Annotated in this window: 13 protein-coding genes; 8 read left to right on the forward strand and 5 right to left on the reverse strand. The window is 67.5% G+C overall.

Features of this window, described 5'->3' with window-relative positions; all coding sequences use genetic code 11:
• Window positions 1-29 precede the first annotated feature (29 nt).
• Window positions 30-1,082, reverse strand: coding sequence for an ABC transporter permease (locus IEX69_RS19745; RefSeq protein ID WP_085021821.1), 1,053 nt, complete (start codon window positions 1,080-1,082; stop codon window positions 30-32).
• A 193-nt stretch (window positions 1,083-1,275) separates the two neighbouring features.
• Here IEX69_RS19745 and IEX69_RS19750 point away from each other — a divergent pair, with 193 nt between their 5' ends.
• Window positions 1,276-3,087 (forward strand): sigma-54-dependent Fis family transcriptional regulator, encoded by a 1,812-nt coding sequence (locus IEX69_RS19750; protein WP_085021820.1) that lies wholly within the window; start codon window positions 1,276-1,278, stop codon window positions 3,085-3,087.
• 435 nt (window positions 3,088-3,522) lie between these two features.
• Here the strand turns inward: IEX69_RS19750 and IEX69_RS19755 are convergent, their stop codons facing one another.
• Window positions 3,523-4,254 (reverse strand): N-acyl homoserine lactonase family protein, encoded by a 732-nt coding sequence (locus IEX69_RS19755; protein WP_229756489.1) that lies wholly within the window; start codon window positions 4,252-4,254, stop codon window positions 3,523-3,525.
• A 235-nt stretch (window positions 4,255-4,489) separates the two neighbouring features.
• On the opposite strand from IEX69_RS19755, the gene IEX69_RS19760 reads away from it, so the two are divergent.
• The 3 genes from IEX69_RS19760 to IEX69_RS19770 are packed head-to-tail and all read left to right on the forward strand — an operon-like array spanning window position 4,490 to window position 7,851.
• Entirely contained in the window at window positions 4,490-5,578 is a 1,089-nt protein-coding gene (locus tag IEX69_RS19760; protein WP_085021818.1) for a zinc-binding dehydrogenase, read from the forward strand.
• Window positions 5,579-5,605: 27 nt separating this feature from the next.
• Window positions 5,606-7,066, forward strand: coding sequence for an NAD-dependent succinate-semialdehyde dehydrogenase (locus tag IEX69_RS19765; RefSeq protein ID WP_085021817.1), 1,461 nt, complete (start codon window positions 5,606-5,608; stop codon window positions 7,064-7,066).
• A gap of 23 nt (window positions 7,067-7,089) precedes the next feature.
• The gene (locus IEX69_RS19770; RefSeq protein ID WP_085021816.1) at window positions 7,090-7,851 is read left to right on the forward strand and encodes an SDR family NAD(P)-dependent oxidoreductase; all 762 of its coding nucleotides are present in this window, start codon (window positions 7,090-7,092) and stop codon (window positions 7,849-7,851) included.
• A gap of 60 nt (window positions 7,852-7,911) precedes the next feature.
• Here IEX69_RS19770 and IEX69_RS19775 read toward each other — a convergent pair whose 3' ends face one another.
• From IEX69_RS19775 to IEX69_RS19785, 3 genes are read right to left on the reverse strand one after another with little or no spacing between them, the layout of a single operon-like run.
• Window positions 7,912-10,017 (reverse strand): acetate--CoA ligase family protein, encoded by a 2,106-nt coding sequence (locus IEX69_RS19775; RefSeq protein ID WP_085021815.1) that lies wholly within the window; start codon window positions 10,015-10,017, stop codon window positions 7,912-7,914.
• A complete protein-coding gene (locus IEX69_RS21230) occupies window positions 10,014-10,376 on the reverse strand; it encodes a Zn-ribbon domain-containing OB-fold protein (protein WP_085021814.1) in 363 nt (120 codons plus the stop codon). Before IEX69_RS21230 ends, IEX69_RS19775 begins: the two co-directional genes overlap by 4 nt.
• Window positions 10,376-11,548 carry a thiolase family protein gene (locus tag IEX69_RS19785; protein ID WP_229756490.1) on the reverse strand — a complete coding sequence of 391 codons (1,173 nt, stop codon included), beginning with the start codon at window positions 11,546-11,548 and terminating at the stop codon, window positions 10,376-10,378. Before IEX69_RS19785 ends, IEX69_RS21230 begins: the two co-directional genes overlap by 1 nt.
• A 123-nt stretch (window positions 11,549-11,671) precedes the next feature.
• Here IEX69_RS19785 and IEX69_RS19790 point away from each other — a divergent pair, with 123 nt between their 5' ends.
• The 4 genes from IEX69_RS19790 to IEX69_RS19805 are packed head-to-tail and all read left to right on the forward strand — an operon-like array spanning window position 11,672 to window position 15,918.
• Complete coding sequence (locus IEX69_RS19790) at window positions 11,672-13,312, forward strand: flavin-containing monooxygenase (RefSeq protein ID WP_085021813.1); 1,641 nt, start codon at window positions 11,672-11,674, stop codon at window positions 13,310-13,312.
• A gap of 3 nt (window positions 13,313-13,315) precedes the next feature.
• Window positions 13,316-14,149: a transketolase gene (locus tag IEX69_RS19795; RefSeq protein ID WP_229756491.1), complete on the forward strand. Its 834-nt coding sequence runs from the start codon at window positions 13,316-13,318 to the stop codon at window positions 14,147-14,149.
• On the forward strand, window positions 14,142-15,122 hold the full coding sequence (locus IEX69_RS19800; RefSeq protein ID WP_085021812.1) for a transketolase family protein: 981 nt from the start codon (window positions 14,142-14,144) through the stop codon (window positions 15,120-15,122). The genes IEX69_RS19795 and IEX69_RS19800 overlap by 8 nt, the downstream gene beginning before the upstream one ends.
• Before the next feature lies 1 nt (window position 15,123).
• Window positions 15,124-15,918, forward strand: coding sequence for an SDR family NAD(P)-dependent oxidoreductase (locus IEX69_RS19805; RefSeq protein WP_229756492.1), 795 nt, complete (start codon window positions 15,124-15,126; stop codon window positions 15,916-15,918).
• The last annotated feature ends 1 nt before the right edge of the window (window position 15,919 follow it).

Raw genomic sequence — 15,919 nt, forward strand, 5'->3', positions numbered from 1 at the left:
GGTGGGTATGCCCGGATCGGGCGAACGGATCACGAGTGCTGAAGCTCGAGTTCCGGAGTCGTAGGAGGAGTACCTGGGGTCTCGATGCGCCGCGACGTGGAGCGACGAGGCTTCAGAAGGAGTCCGACGCCCGCGAGGCCCAGCGCGAGGACGAGGCCCTGGACGAGCGTCCGCGCCCCGGTCGAGACACCTTGGACGGCGAGGCCGTGGTCGAGCAGGATGATGAAGACCGCACCGAAGAGGGTCGCGAACGGACCGACGCGACCACCGGTGAGGACTGCGCCGCCGAGCACGACGACCACGATGCTGAGCAGCAGATACGGCGTGCCCGAGGACATGTCCGGCGACGAGAGCTGCCCGGCGAGGAGCACTCCACCGATCCCGGCGATGAGGGCCCCGGCGACCCACGCGAGGACCCGGAGCGCCAGGTTGCGTTGACCCGTGAGTCGACTGGCGCGCGAGGATGCGCTGGCGAGCACGAGCCGACGACCGGTGACGGTCCGCCGCACGAAGAAGAGGATCAGCACCGCGAGGACGACCGCGACGATGAAGATGAGGCTGACGCCTGCGACGTTCGCCTGGGCCCAGCTCGACAGCGTCTCCGGGACCCGTGTGATCGACAGCGCTCCCTCGCGGTAGATGACCGTGGCGCCGAGGATCACCTGGCCGGTGGCCAGCGTCGTGACCAGGGCGTTGAGCCCGATCACCTCGACCAGGACCCCGTTGAGCAACCCGATCACGATGCACACGACAGCTGCGACGAGGAGGGCTTTGGGTAGCAGGTCGTCACGGCCCTGTGACTCGCGCAGCATCATGATCCCCATCAGCGTGATCACCGAGGGGATGCTGAGGTCGATTCCGCCGGTACCGATCACGAACGCCTGAGCGAGGCCGACGAGGATCATGACGCCGAGCAAGGGGGTCAGGGTCGAGAGGGTGCGAGGCTCGAAGAGGTTCTGGCCGGCGACCACCTGCAGGTAGATCAGCAGCAGGACGTTGGCGATGACGATGACGACCAGCGGCGACCACGTGAACGAGGGACGACGACGTCGCACGGCAACCTGCGTGTTCGACTCTGACACTCGCAACCCTCCCTTGGGCTTGTCGGTGCGAGCATCCTCTCCTACGGTCAGACGCCCCTCAGGGCGCTGTGCCAAATCAGGACACCACGCCCGAACGCGGGAGGAGTGCAGCGAGAATCTCTCCGAGCGGTCTTCTGAGCCCGGCAGAGAGATGCTTCAATTCGTTCATTCGCAATGAGGCGAAAGGTGGCGCATGCCCGCACGTACGAGTCTCGACGACCTCCGCGACGCGTTTCTCAGCGGCGGGACGCTGGACGGCAGTGTCGAGCACCTGGTCCGTCCTGTCGTCCTCGAGTCCTGGAAGCGGTCACGAGTGTTCGGCAGTGCCCGTCGATCGGAGCTGCCCTTCCAGTCGCCCATCGTCAGCGATTCCGTCCTTTTGAGGGCGGCTCGGCCCATCCTGTCGACGCTCGCCGACGAGTTGGGCATGAACGATGCAAGTCTTCTCATCGCCGATCGTCACGCGCGCATCCTGGAGACGTGGATCTCGAACCGCGATCTCGCCAAGCGGCTCGAACGCGTGGGGTCGGTGCCCGGACATTCCGCGTCCGAGGAGGTCGTCGGGACGAACGGGGTGGGAACACCCGCCGCTGATCGAGCCTCGAGCATGATCGTCGGAGCAGAGCACATCTCCGATGCGCTCCAGGACTTCGCGTGCGTCGGCGCTCCCATCAACAACCCCCTGACAGGAAGGACCGAGGGCATCGTCACGCTGACTGCTCTCGCCACCGACGCCAGCCCGATCCTCCCCAGCCTGATCAATCAGGCGGCCCGCGAGGTCGGTCGACAACTCGTCAACCTCTCGAGCATGCGTGAACGCGTCTTGTTCGACGCCTTCCTCACGGCATCTCGGAACGGTCGTCCGGTTGCGGTCGTGGGTGGGGATCTGCTCATGGAGAACCCCTCCGCTACCGAGTATCTGCACCAGGTCGACAAGTCGACGCTGTGGATGATCGTCAGCGAGTCGATCTCCGCTGCAAGGCCGACCCGCCTGATCAGGCTGGAGTCGGAGACGTCCCTGACGGAGTTGAGCTGCACGGCCGTCGTCTTCGACGGGGAGATGATCGGCGCGATCATCGAGGTGAAGCAGCAGATTCACGCCGAGCCGCTCACTCCCGCCCAGTCCTCGGGGCAGCAAGGCCAAGGGTGGCCGCCGCTGGCGGAGTCCTTGCCAGGAACCAGCCAAGCCTGGGTCTACGCGCGAGACCAAGCCGAGTCCGCCATGCGCGCGCACCTGCCCGTCGTCGTCTTCGGCGCCCCGGGGACCGGCAAGTTCACGCTGCTTCGGCACATGCTCGACCGCATCGCGCCCAAGCAACCGCTGACGGTCCTCAAAGCGCACGAAGCACAAAAGGCTCCCGACAAGTGGTTCCAGGAGCTCGCCTCGGCGATGGAGAAGAGCACGCCCGTGGTCTTCCGCCACCTGGACGATCTGGACCCTGCGATCGCGCGCGACGCGGCAGACGTGCTCGGTTCCGCCCCGACGCTCCTCAGCCGGGGCCTCGTGCTGGGCACGGCGCACGCGCAGGGCTCCAAGCCTCTCGACGAGGGGCACCAGGCGTTGCTGGATCAGATCGGCGTCGGGCGGATCGACATGCCCAACCTTCGGGAGCGGAAGAACGACATGCGCACGATCCTCCAGGTCTTCGAGCGCCGATACGCGTCGGCGGTCACCGTGAGCTACACGCAGGGCGCGTACACCGCGCTGTCGCGGGCTCCGTGGCCCGGAAACCTCCGTCAGCTCGACTCCGTCATGCGAGGGGTCTTCGCACTCGGCCGGCGCAGTGAGGTCACCGTCGATCAGCTGCCCCCGGCCATCGCGGCCTACGCGCGCCGGCGCGACCTGACGATGCTCGAGCAGTTGGAGGTCGACGGCATCATCAACGCGCTGATCCGGTGCTCCGGGAACAAGGTGATGGCGGCCGAGATGCTCGGCATCTCACGGTCGACCCTGTATCGGAAGATCAGCGGGTACAAGCTCGACGAGGAACGGCTCTTCGTCTGATCACGGGGAAGCGGGGCGACCGAGATCCGGATCGCCCCGCTCCTTCGTGCCCCGGCGGTCAGTGATGGCCGTGCGAGAGCACATCCGCCTTCGTCGGGGGTGTCGCTGCGGCAGCGGCCTCCTGCCGCGAGAGCTCAGCGTCGAGAGCCCTGGTGTCGCGGCGGAAGCGTGCTACCCAAGCGCGTCCCGCGCTCGGTGACATGTGGCACAGCCCAGGCACGTCGGGGTTGGCGGCGCACAGTGCCGCCGTCGAGACGTCCGGCGGCGCCTCAGATGGCCCGCCTCGGCCGCTCACGATGCCCACCGGCGTCCAGCGACGACGACTCTCACCCCCGCACGCGTGACAGGCGACCACCTCGGGCACGGGCCACGTCACGGTTCTCTCCGCGATGACGCCGCACGAGACGCATCGGAAGTCGACGAGGACGGCCATGATCACTCGTAGAAGCCGGGGGCGTGGACGAACTCGGCCCAGTCCTCCGGGTCGTGGCTGATCCACACCGTGGCGCCCATGCTCTCCCGGAGGTTCTTCAGTCGCCGCAGCGAACGAAGCGCGGTCTTCGTGTCCGCGTCGATTGGGAAGTGGTATTCCTGCTCCATCTGGGCCCGGAGATGGATCGCATCACCGGTCAGGAGGAACGTCCTGGAGGGAAGTCGCACGGCCAGGCTCACCTCACCCGGACTGTGCCCGGGGGTGGCGAGGATGGTGATGGCCCCGTCTCCGAACAGGTCGAGATCTCCGACCACTTCGCGGGTGTCGAGTCTCCGGATCACATCGAGCACCTCCTGGCGGTAGACGAAGGACTGGATCGGGTCGGGCCAGTTCGCGTATCGCAGCTCACCTTCCCCGAAGAAGTGCTTGGCCTCGGGGAAGAGGAACAGGCCTCCCGTGTGATCGAAGTGGCCGTGGGAGGAGATGACGTGCGTCACATCGCTGAGCTTGTAGCCGAGGGCCGTGATCTGGTTGTCGAGACGCTGGTCCTCCGATCCCCCGATCCCGAGGAGCGGAACCAGGTCCGCTCCGTAGATCCGCTCGGGGTCGGTGATCGCGTCCGGATGCAGGCCCGTGTCGAAGAGGACGAGGCCTCGCTGATGCTCGATCAGGTAGGAGGGGCACGGTATCGTCACCTCCCCGCTCGTGCCGTAGAGGAGGGTCTCCGATTGCACTGTGAGCGTCGGTGAGTCCAGTGCCCAGAGTCGACGTGCGTGACCGTGTGTCATTCGACTTCGCTCCTTTCGCGAGTACGTCGTCGTACCCTCGTCAGTCTGCCGTCGATGCTCACGCGCCCTCTGTCCCATTGTGAGTCAGGGCGGCGGCTCGTCGCCTGCACGGCTGCTTACCATCGGCCATCGGCGCGGCCTGCCGGGCCTGCCGGGTTGAGTGTCACGCAAAGGAGCGTCCGTGCAGGGAAGAGTCGCAGCGGTCATCGGACCCCATGAGTTCGCCGTCAAGGAGTACGAGGTGCCCGATCCGGCGCCAGGGGCTCTGGTGCTCGACGTGCGAAGGGCCAACGTCTGCGGATCCGACATCCACCAGTTCCATTACGACAGTCCGGCTCTTCGAGAGGCAGCACTCGGCCACGAGTTCGTCGGTCAGGTGGCTGCACTGGGTGAGGGTGTCACCCGAGACAACGCGGGCCAGCCGATCGCGGTCGGAGATCGCGTCGTCGCGGTGTACTACGTCACCTGTCGGCGCTGTGCGGCCTGCTTGCGCGGGGACTTCGGCATGTGCTCCAACTCGCTCCGTGAGTGGTCGAAGAACCCTGACGAGGCGCCTCACTTCCTGGGCGCGTTCGGGACCCACTACTACGTGAACGAGGACCAGTTCTTCTACAAGGTTCCCGACGAGCTCGAGGACTCCGTGGTCGCGGGCGCGAACTGCGGCCTGTCGCAGATGCTCTTCGCCCTGGACAAGACCCGCCTGACCGCGGGGTCCACTCTCGTGGTGCAGGGCGCAGGAGGTCTCGGACTCTATGCCGTCGCGGTCGCCAAGGAACGCGGCGCCCGAGTCCTCGTGATCGATGGCGTACCGGAACGCCTGGCTCTCGCCCGCGACTTCCACGCCGACGAGGTGATCGACATGGGCGAGTACACCTCGACCGACGCGCGAGCAGCACGGGTCGCAGAGCTCACCGGAGAGGCTGGAGCGGACATCGTCCTGGAGGTCACGGGGGTCGCCGCCGCGTTCTCCGAGTCCCTGGCCCTCGTCCGAACAGGGGGCGAGATCGTCTCCGTCGGGAACCTGAACGTCGGTGAAGGCTTCGAGATAGCTCTGTCTCCTGGCCTGCTCACTCGCAAGAACGTCCGCATCCAGGGAGTCCTCCGATACGACCCCTGGTACCTCCACAAGGCCCTCGACTTCCTCAGCCGAACGCGCCGGAGCTTCCCCTTCGAGGCGTTGACGAAGGAGGCGCACGCTTTCGATGACCTGGCAGGGGCGATCCGGGACGGCGAGTCCCGCAGCGTCGCCCGCGCCTCGATCGTGATCTGACCGACAACCAGAGAGAGCAGACCGACAATGACCGACTACTTGGACAGACTCTTCATCGACGGCGAATGGCAGCAGTCCAGCTCCGGTGAGACCTTCCCCGTCGTCAACCCCGCTGATGGCTCCGAGTTAATCCGGATCGCCGACGGCGACGCCGAGGACATGACCCGGGCGATCGATGGGGCGGAGGCAGCGCAAGCGGATTGGGCTGCGCGACCCGCTCTCGAGCGATCCCAGATCCTCCGTCGCGCCGCCGAGATCGCGCGCGCCGACATCGACCGGCTCGCCGCAGTCATGACGGCCGAGCACGGGAAGCCGCTCGCGCAGTCCGTCGGTGAGCTCGACTACGGACTCGGATTCATCGAGTGGTTCGCAGAGGAGGCGCGCCGCGCGTACGGCACGACCATCCCGTCCACCAGCCGAGACAAGAGGATCCTCGCGATCCCTCAGGCCGCCGGGGTCAGCGTGGCGATCACTCCCTGGAACTTCCCCTCGTTGCAGATCCTTCGCAAGCTGGGAGCCGCTCTGGCCGCGGGCTGTTCCATGGTCGTCAAGCCCGCGGCCTTGACCCCCCTCTCGGCGCTGGAGATCGGACGTTTCTTCTCCGAGGCGGGCCTGCCCGCCGGCGTCCTCCAGATCGTGCCCAGCTCGCGCGCCTCACGGGTGAGCCCGACGATCATGGCTGATGGTCGCGTTCGAGTCCTCTCGTTCACGGGATCCACCGAGGTAGGGAAGATCCTCATGCGTGAGGGGGCAACGACCATGAAGCGGCTCTCGCTCGAGCTCGGTGGGCATGCGCCCTTCATCGTCTTCGACGATGCCGACGTCGACCTCGCCCTCGACCAGCTGATCGCGGTCAAGATGCGGAACATGGGCCAGACCTGCGTGTCCGCCAACCGGGTGTTCGTCCAGCGTTCGATCGCCCCCGACTTCACGCGGCGCCTCGTCGAAAGGCTGTCGGCGATGCGGATCGGCTTCGGCTCTGAGGAGGGAGTCGAGGTCGGACCCCTCATCGAGGCATCGGCGGTCGAGAAGGTGGAGTCGCACGTCGCGGACGCGGTCGCGTCGGGAGCGACGGTGCTCACGGGGGGCAAACGGCCCGAAGCCGAAGAGCTCGGACGCGGGCACTTCTACGAGCCGACGGTGCTGGCAGGCGCGACCGACGACATGCTCATCGCCCGGGACGAGACGTTCGGACCCGTCGCACCGATCTTCGAGTTCGACACGGAGGAGGAGGTGGTCCGGCGCGCGAACAACTCGCCTTATGGCCTTGCTGCGTACTTCTTCACCCGCGACGTCAATCGAGTCGTGCGCGTGTCCGAAGCACTCGAGTACGGCACCGTCGGAGCCAACGACGGCACCATCTCCGCCGTCCAGGCGCCTTTCGGCGGCGTCAAGGAGAGCGGCATAGGACGTGAGGGCGGCCACTGGGGCGTTGAGGAGTACATGGACGTGAAGTACATCTCGCTCGCGGGTCTGTCGCGTCCGTGATCGCGAGTCAAGAAGGAGAAGACATGTCGCAGAAGTTGAAGGGCCGTAAGGCCGTGGTGACCGGCGCAGGCTCGGGCATGGGGCGCGCGATCGCGAAGCGGTTCGCCGAGGAGGGCGCGTCCGTCGCCGCACTCGACCTCGATCTCGCCGCAGCGGAGTCGACCGCGCAGAGCATCGTCGAGGCCGGGGGCACAGCGTTCTCCCTGCGGGTCGACGTCTCCGACGACGCTTCCGTGAGGGCAGCGATCGACGGCAGCGTCACGGCGTTGGGCGGCATCGACGTGCTCGCCAACATCGCGGGGATCCTCGACGGCTACGCTCCCGTCCTCGAGACCAGCGAGCAGCTGTGGGACCGCATCATCGGGGTCGACCTCAAGGGGCCCTTCCTGATGACCAGGGCAGTGCTCCCCACCATGCTCGAGAACGGCGGTGGGACCATCGTGAACATGGCCTCGATCGCAGGGTTCGTCGCCCGAGGCGGAGGTGCCGCCTACACCTCGGCCAAGCACGGGGTCATCGGACTGACCAAGCAGACCGCGGCCGACTACGGCCTCCGTGGCATCAGGGTCAACGCGATCTGCCCGGGCGCCGTCGAGACCGCGATGACGAAGCAGATCCTCGACGAGGGAGAGGCTGCCGTGATCGAGTCGATCAACGCAGTCCCGGCGGGTCGTCACGCACAGCCGGAGGAGATCGCGAACCTCGCGCTCTTCCTCGCGAACGACGAGTCGTCGTTCGTGCACGGAGCAGCGTACGTCATCGACGGCGGCTGGACCATCGTCTGACCTGACGACCACGATGCCCCGGACCGATCCTCTCGGCCCGGGGCATCGTCGTGTGAGCACTCAGGATGCGGCCGCTGCGCTCCTCACGACGACGCCATCGACCGCCACGGCTCCGCCGCGCCCGTCGACCGCCTCCAGCAGCATCAACGGGTTGACGTCCAGCTCTCGGATGCCGAGAGCGGGATCGAGCATCGCCTCGCCCAGCCGCACCGCCGCCTCTGCCCAGGCATCGACATCGACCGCCGGCGCTCCTCGAACGCCGCCCAGGACCGCGGCGATGCGCAGCTCGCCGATCGCCGCCTTCGCCTCCTCGAAGGAGAACGGGGGCAGGAGGAGTCGGACGTCGGGCATCGACTCCACGTAGATGCCGCCGGCGCCGACCATGACGACGGGGCCGAACACCGGGTCGTGCCGGGCGCCGAGCATCCCCTCATGCCTGCCCTTCACCATCTCCGCGATGATCACGCCATCTGTCGCCACCCCTTCTCCGTCGAGGATCGCGATCATCTCCTCCGTCGTCCTCACCACGTCATCGCGGTCCACGTTCACGCGGACCAGACCCAGCTCGGACTTGTGCGTGATCGCCGACGAGCATCCCTTCACGACCAGCCGCTCGGACTCGAGCCGTTCGAGCGCCGCCGGGACCTCGTCGCTGCTGCCCACCAGCACCCGGCCCACCGTCGGCACTCCGATACGCTCGAGGAGGTCGAGGCTCTCGGCCTCGTTGAGCGTCACGGCGGGCCCGTCCGGATGGGCGCGACCCCCCGGGTCCACCCGCCGAGCCCGAGCCCGCTCGATGAGCGCGTGGTGACGGAGGTACTGAGCGAGGCCGCGGATCGCCTGGGCCTCATCGGGGAAGACCAGGATGCCGCGCTCCCTGAACACCCGCGCGATCGACGACTGCGGCACGACCATCACCACCGGGATGTCGGTGTCCGCCTCGAAGGCGGCGACGTCGCGGGCGAAGCGCTCGACGTCGTACCCCTTCCCGGCGACGGGGATGCCGACGACGCACGCGTCGACCCCGCCGTCACGGCCGAGGATCGGAAGCACCTTTCCGAACAGGGAGCTGTCGGTGAGGAGCGCCGCCGTGACGTCGATGGGATTCTCCACCGAGGCGAAGGACGGCAGGGCGGCCGTCAGGTCCGCCCGCGTCTCAGCGCTCAGCACGGTGAGCGGGAGGCCCTCCTCACCCGCGGCGTCGGCGGCGAGGACGCAGATCGCGCCGGAGTTGCTCACGATCGCGATCTCGTCGCCTCGGGGCCGCTCGCGACGCAGGTACAGTGGTGCAGCAGCGACGAGGTCGCCGGTGCTGCGTGCCCGCCAGATGCCGTGCTTCTCCAGGAAGACGTCCACGACAGCCTCCTCCGTCGCGAGCGCCCCGGTGTGCGACGCGGCCGCCTTCTGGCCCGCTTCGCTCCGGCCGCCCTTCAGCGCGACCACGGGGACGTCCGCCTCGAGCGCGACCCTGGCGACCTCGGCGAGCGGCTCGAGGTCGGAGATGCCCTCGAGGTAGAGCAGCAGGAGCCGGACCTCCGGATCCTTCAGGACCTCCACGGCGAGCTCCGCAGCGGTGACATCGATGTCGTTCCCCGTGGCGTGAGCGTATCGGACACCGAGCCCCGCCTCGCGCAGCAGCCCGTAGGGCACTGAGCAGAGAGCTCCGCTCTGGCTGACGATAGCGATCGACCCGTCCTGCGGGGGCTGTTCGGTGAACAGCGTCGAGAAGCTCAGGATGGAGCCCGAGGCGAAGTCCGCGAGCCCCTGCGAGTTCGGCCCGACGATCCGCATCCCCGAGCGGGCGGCCGCGTCGAGCATCTCACTCTGCCAGGCCAGTCCCTGCGCATCGCCGGTCTCGCCGAACCCCGATGCCATGATGACGCACCCCTTGACGCCGACCTCAGCGCACCGGACGACCTGGGCCACCGCAGAGGCTCCGGACACGGCGATGATCGCGACATCGGGCGCCTCGTCGAGCGAGTCGAGGTCGGGATAGGCCTGGATGCCCTGGATGCGGTCGCGGCTCGGGTTGATCGGATACAGGCGGCCGGTGAACCCTCTCTCGAGCATGTACTTGATGGGGCGGCCGCCGATCTTCTCGGGGTCGCTCGACGCACCGATCACCGCGACCGAACGCGGCTCGTGGAAGAAGGAGAGGTCGCTCACGAGGCCACCTCCTGGCACTCGGGAAGCAGTCGCCCCGAATCCTCGTCGAAGACGAGCGACACCTGGACTCGACTCCCGATGGTCGCATCGGGTGGGCACCGGACCATCACCCTCGCGCCCTCGTCGAGATCGACCAGGGCTATGCCTATCGCCTCGCGAGCGGTCCCGTCTGCTCTGGCGGGACGGCGGTGCACGGTCGTCCGCGAGAACAGGGTCCCGGACCCCTTCACGTCGAAGGAGTCCGCGATCTCACCACATCGAGGGCACCTCGCCCTGGGGAGGTACCAGGTGTGCCCCTGGGCACACCGCTGAGCCAGGAGCCGAGCCTCCCCCTCCGTCCAGTCCTTCACCATGGTCATCAGCGACCACCTTTCATCGTCGAGCTGAGGACGGCCGTCACATGGGCCGAGAGCACGCCCCCGTCAGCGTGGAGGAGGCCGCGACGTGGGCGGGAGTCGAGCTGCCGTTGCTGGGCCTCGCCTCGCATCTGGACCACCATCTCCACGAGGTGGGCCATGCCGCCGGCGACCCCGGAGTGCCCATACGACAGCAGCCCGCCGTGGAGGTTCAGGGGGAATCGGCCCTCGGGACCGAAGAGACCCTCCGCGGCCCGCCGCCCTGCGGTACCCGGCTCGACGATCCCGATCTGCTCGAGCAGGATGGCGAGGGTGATCGTGAAGCTGTCGTAGATGCCGAGGATCTCGAGGCCGTCGATGGCGACGCCTGCCTCGCGGAGGGCAGCCTGCGCGCTGGATCGTGCTCCGACGTCGTGGAAGTCGGCTTCGCTCACATGCTGGTGCGGGTTCGACTGTCCGATCCCGGCCACGGTGACGGCGCGCGGATCGCCTCGGTCGATCGAGATCACCACCGCGGCGGCTCCGTCGGAGATCGGGCAGCAGTCGAGCAGCCCGAGCGGATCGGCGATCAGCGGCGCCGCGAGGACGTCGTCGACGGAGATCGGCTTCCTGAACTGCGCACCGGGGTGAGTGACGGCGTGCGCGCGCATCTGCACGGCCAGAGGGGCGAGATCGGCCCTGCCCAGACCGTATCGGTCGAGGTACTCCGCCGCCAGCAGTGCGTAATAGGCGGGGATGTTCGCACCCAGCAGCACCTCGTGCGTCGCGTGCCCGACCTGGGCGAGCGTGGCGATCGCCGTGTCCCGCGTCTGACCGCTGGCACGGTTCTCACCTCCCACGACGAGGACGTTCTCGGCCTCGCCGTTCCTCACGAGTCGCACGGCTTCAGCCACCATCGCCAGGCCCGTCGCCCCACCAACGCTCATGCCGAACGCCCGCTCAGGCCGGGCACCGAGGTACTCGGCGAGCACGTTCGCGGGCATGATGTGGTTCAGGGTCGTGGCGTACCCGACGATCACGGTGTCGACGTCCCCCGAGCTGAGACCCGAGTCATCGAGAGCGCCGTACGCCGCACGCGCCTGCAGCTCCAGCGCGGTCGAACCGGAGTCGCGGCCGAACTCCGTGAGGCCGACTCCCGTGATCATGGCGTCGTCGCCGTCTCTCTCGTGGTGCACGGCCTCAGTCTCTCCGAAAGCCCTCATCCACGGCTGTCCCATCTTGCGACGCCCCGGTCATGCGGATCGGGCGCCGGGCGATGATCGTGACCTAGTCAGTGTGGAAAGAAGGGTTATCCGACGATGAGCAATGTCGCTGCACAGCCGGATGTCGTCGAAGTCGACGCCGTGGTCATCGGAGGCGGGTTCGCCGGCCTCTACTCAGTACACGTCCTCAGCAACAAGCTGGGGCTCGACGTGCAGGCGTTCGACAACGCGGGCGACGTGGGCGGAACGTGGTATTGGAACCGATATCCGGGCGCTCGCTCCGACACCGAGGTGAACGCGTACTGCTACTTCTTCGACGAGAAGCTCTACAGGGAGTGGAAGTGGTCGGAGCGCTACCCGCGGCAGACCGAGATCCTCTCCTACCTCAACCACGTCGCCGACCGGTACGACCTCCGGAAGAACTATCAGTTCTCCACCCAGGTCGAGAGCGTCGTCTTCGACGAGGAGTCATCGCGCTGGACCGTGACGACGGACAAGGGGCAGCGGTTCTCCGCTCGCTTCCTCATCGAGGCGGTCGGCCTCCTCTCCGCCACCAACGTACCCGAGTTCCCGGGGCAGGAGCGGTTCAAGGGCGAGATGTACCACACGGCACGCTGGCCGCACGAACAGGTCGACCTCGCCGGCAAGCGCGTCGGAGTCATCGGAACCGGATCCAGCGGCATCCAGGTGATCTCCGAGCTCGCCCCCATCGCCGAGCATCTGACGGTCTTCCAGCGCACCCCCCAGTGGGTGGTCCCCTCTCGGCACCGTCCGATCGACCCCGATCTGCTCGATCGCATCCACGGGGACTACGCGGGCTATCACCGCGAGGTGCTGTACTCCACGACCGCCTTCGGTTTCCCGGAGAGCGCCATCTCGGCGGAGAGCGTCGACGAGGCTGCGCGACACGACGCCTTCGAGAAGGTCTACGACGACGGGGGCGGCTTCCAGTACATGTTCAAGGCCTTCAACGACGTCGGAACGAGCCTCGTGGCGAACAAGGCCGCCACCGACGTGATCGAGAAGAAGATCCGGGAGACGGTGAAGGATCCGGCAGTCGCGGAACTGCTCGTCCCGACCGAGCTGTACGCCAAGCGGCCGCTGTGCTGCGACAACTACTACGAGTCGTACAACTACCCGACCACCACCCTCGTCGACGTGAAGGCGAACCCGATCGTCGAGTTCACAGAGAAGGGGATCAGGGCTGGCGACACCGAGTACGAGCTCGATGTCATCGTGCTCGCGACGGGCTTCGATGCAGTCTCGGGGAACCAGCTCCGCATCTTCCAGCAGGGCCGGCAGGGCCTCTCGCTGCAGGACAAGTGGCGCGACCGGCCCTACACCTACCTGGGCACGATGACCGCGGGCTTCCCGAACCTCTACATGGTCTACGGGCCGATGGGCCCCTTCACGAACCAGCCGCCGGTGCACGAGGCTCAGGTCAACTGGATCGGCGACGCCATCCAGCACACGCTCGAGATCGGTGCGCGCACTCTCGAGCCCACCCAGAAGGCCGAGGACGACTGGATGGAGCTGTGCGACGAAGGGGCCGCCCAGACGCTGTTCCCCAGGGTCAACTCCTGGATCAACGGGGCCAACATCCCCGGCAAGCCCGTGGTGAACTACTTCTACATGGGCGGCAACGCCGCGTACATGGACTTCATGGATGCGGACAGGGCGTCGCGCTTCGGTGATCACTTCCTCACCGACGGGGAGCCCGCCAAGGTCGAGGCCTGAGGCGTGGCCGTCGAAGCTGCCCGCCCCAGTGTCGCGCAGCTCGAGGCCGAGGCCCTCGAGCTGCGGCGGACCATGCTGCGTATGGCGGCGGACAAGGGCGAGGGGTACATCGCTCAGGGGCTGGACATCGCCGACCTGCTCGCCGTCGTCTACTTCCGCGAGCTGAGACACGACCCGCGAGACCCGGACTGGACGGAGCGCGACCGCTTCGTCCTCTCAATCGGTCACTACTCGATCGCCCTCTATGCCGCGCTCCATCGCGCCGGATACATCCCGGAGGAGGCACTCGAGACGTTCGGGCTCAACGGCGCGGACCTCGCGCTGAGCACGTTCGACGACCAGCCGGGGGTGGAGATCACCGGCGGATCGCTCGGCCACGGGCTCGGCCAGGCCGTCGGCATGGCGCTCGGGTACCGGCTGGATGGGAACCCCGGCAGGATCTTGTGCCTGATCTCGGACGGCGAGCTGCAGGAGGGCTCCATCTGGGAGGCGGCGATGGCAGGCGCCCACCACGGGACCGACAACCTCACCGTCCTGATCGACAGCAACGGGATCCAAGCCGACGGGCCGACGGTGCTGCGGATGGAGCCCATCGCCGACAAGTGGCGAGCCTTCGGATGGGACACGGTGGAGGTCGACGGCAACGACGTAGGCGCGATCGCCGGTGCGTTCGACGACCTGCGTGACCGGGACGGGCGTCCCAAGGCGATCGTCCTGCGGACGACGCCCGGGAGCGGCATCCCCACACTCGAGCGGCGAGAGCGCGCTCACTTCGTCCGTGTCGAGCCCGCGGAATGGTCCGCGCTGCTCGAGGAGCTGGAGAGAGAGAATGGTTGAGCTGCGCGCAGGACGCGCCGGTGGCATGGGTGAGATCCTCGACGTCGAGGGCCCCTACGAGGTCGCACCGTTGGGCCGGTCCCTGGTCGAGCTCGCCGAGCACCGGCCGGAGATCGTGGGCTTGACGGCCGACATGGGGCGCTTCAGCGACATTCACCCCTTCAGGGATGCGCACCCGGACCGGTTCTTCCAAATCGGCATGGCCGAGGCGGATCTGGTGATGATCGCCGCAGGTCTCGCCAAGACGGGCAAGATCGCCTACTGCACGAGCTACTCCGTGTTCATCCTGCGTCGGGCACTCGACTTCCTCATCATCGACTGCGCGCACAGCAAGGCGAACGTGAAGATCTTCGGCGGGATGCCCGGTCTGGTGAATCCATATGGAGCGACCCACCAGGCCACGGACGACCTGGCCGTGCTCAGGATGGTCCCTGATCTGACGATCATCGACCCCTGTGATGCCACGGAGCTCGCCCAGGTCGTGAAGGCCGTCGCCGACATCGAGGGCACCGTCTACGTCAGGAGCCTGCGCGGCAAGGTCCCCGTGGTCTTCGATCCCGACGAGTACGAGTTCGAGCTGGGCACGGCGCGCAGGCTCCGCGAGGGAACCGACGTGGGCGTGATCTCGACGGGCTTCATGACGCAGCGCGCACTGATCGCCGAGAGCGTCGCGAAGGACCGAGGGCTCTCGGTCGGAGTCCTCCACACCCCGACGATCAAGCCCTTCGACGCGCAGGGCGTGACGGAGTTCGCGAGGAACGTCGAGAGGCTCGTGATCGTCGAGAACCACCAGACCACGGGCGGGCTCGCCACACTGGTCACCGAGGCGCTCTACGACGCCGGGATCCAGAAGCCCGTCATCCGGATCGGAATCCAGCACCGCTTCCATGAGAGCGGCTCGCAGGCCTACATCGAGGCGAAGTACGGTCTCGACCAGGAGCGCATCACACGGGCGGTCGTCGAGGGTGTCTGAGGTGGGCAGCCTCCGGGATCGCATCGCGCTCGTCACGGGCGGCGGCAGCGGGCTCGGGCGCGCCACGTGTGAGCTCTTCGCTCGCCGCGGAGCGTCGGTCGTGAGCGGCGATCTGGACGGCAGCGCGGCGGCGGAGACGATCCGCCTCCTGGCGGGTGACAGCCATCTCGCGCTGGAGATCGACGTCACAGACGAGGGCTCCATCGACTCCGCGCTGTCCACCGTGCTGGGCCGATACGGCAGGATCGACATCCTCGTCAACAGCGCCGGGCTGGGCGAGGGCCGAAGCGACACCCTCGTCAAGGGAACGCCTCATTGGCAGCGGATCATCGACGTGAACCTGACCGGCACGTACCTGGCCTGCCGCGGTGCCGCGGCCAGGATGCGCCACTCCGGCGGAGTGATCCTGAACATCAGCTCGATCGCCGGCGTGATCGGGCTGCCCAGGCGCACCGCATACAGCGCGTCCAAGGCCGCGGTCACCATGATGACGCGCGTACTCGCCTCCGAATGGGCATCGATGGGCGTACGGGTGAACGCCGTCGCCCCGGGATACATCCGCACCCCGATGACCGATGAGCTCGCCGCTCAGGGTCGACTAAACCTGGACGTTGTGACACGGCGCACCCCCGCCGGGACGATGGGGACACCGGTCGACGTCGCGGAGGCCCTCGCCTTCCTCGCCTCCGACCAGGCGCGCTTCATCACCGGGGCGGTCCTGCCCGTCGACGGCGGCTACATGGCCTACGGCGCCCCGGAGGACGCCTGGAGTCCGAGCGACGAGACAGAGGGCTGAG

It is taken from the genome of Cnuibacter physcomitrellae, assembly GCF_014640535.1.
Taxonomy (GTDB): domain Bacteria; phylum Actinomycetota; class Actinomycetes; order Actinomycetales; family Microbacteriaceae; genus Cnuibacter; species Cnuibacter physcomitrellae.

What these genes read in the sequence shown, in the direction of transcription:
- IEX69_RS19750 (WP_085021820.1), top strand. Translation starts at nt 1,276, where the DNA reads ATGCCCGCACGTACGAGTCTCGACGACCTCCGCGACGCGTTTCTCAGC.
- IEX69_RS19765 (WP_085021817.1), top strand. Translation starts at nt 5,606, where the DNA reads ATGACCGACTACTTGGACAGACTCTTCATCGACGGCGAATGGCAGCAG.
- IEX69_RS19770 (WP_085021816.1), top strand. Translation starts at nt 7,090, where the DNA reads ATGTCGCAGAAGTTGAAGGGCCGTAAGGCCGTGGTGACCGGCGCAGGC.
- IEX69_RS21230 (WP_085021814.1), bottom strand. Translation starts at nt 10,376, where the DNA reads ATGACCATGGTGAAGGACTGGACGGAGGGGGAGGCTCGGCTCCTGGCT.
- IEX69_RS19790 (WP_085021813.1), top strand. Translation starts at nt 11,672, where the DNA reads ATGAGCAATGTCGCTGCACAGCCGGATGTCGTCGAAGTCGACGCCGTG.
- IEX69_RS19800 (WP_085021812.1), top strand. Translation starts at nt 14,142, where the DNA reads ATGGTTGAGCTGCGCGCAGGACGCGCCGGTGGCATGGGTGAGATCCTC.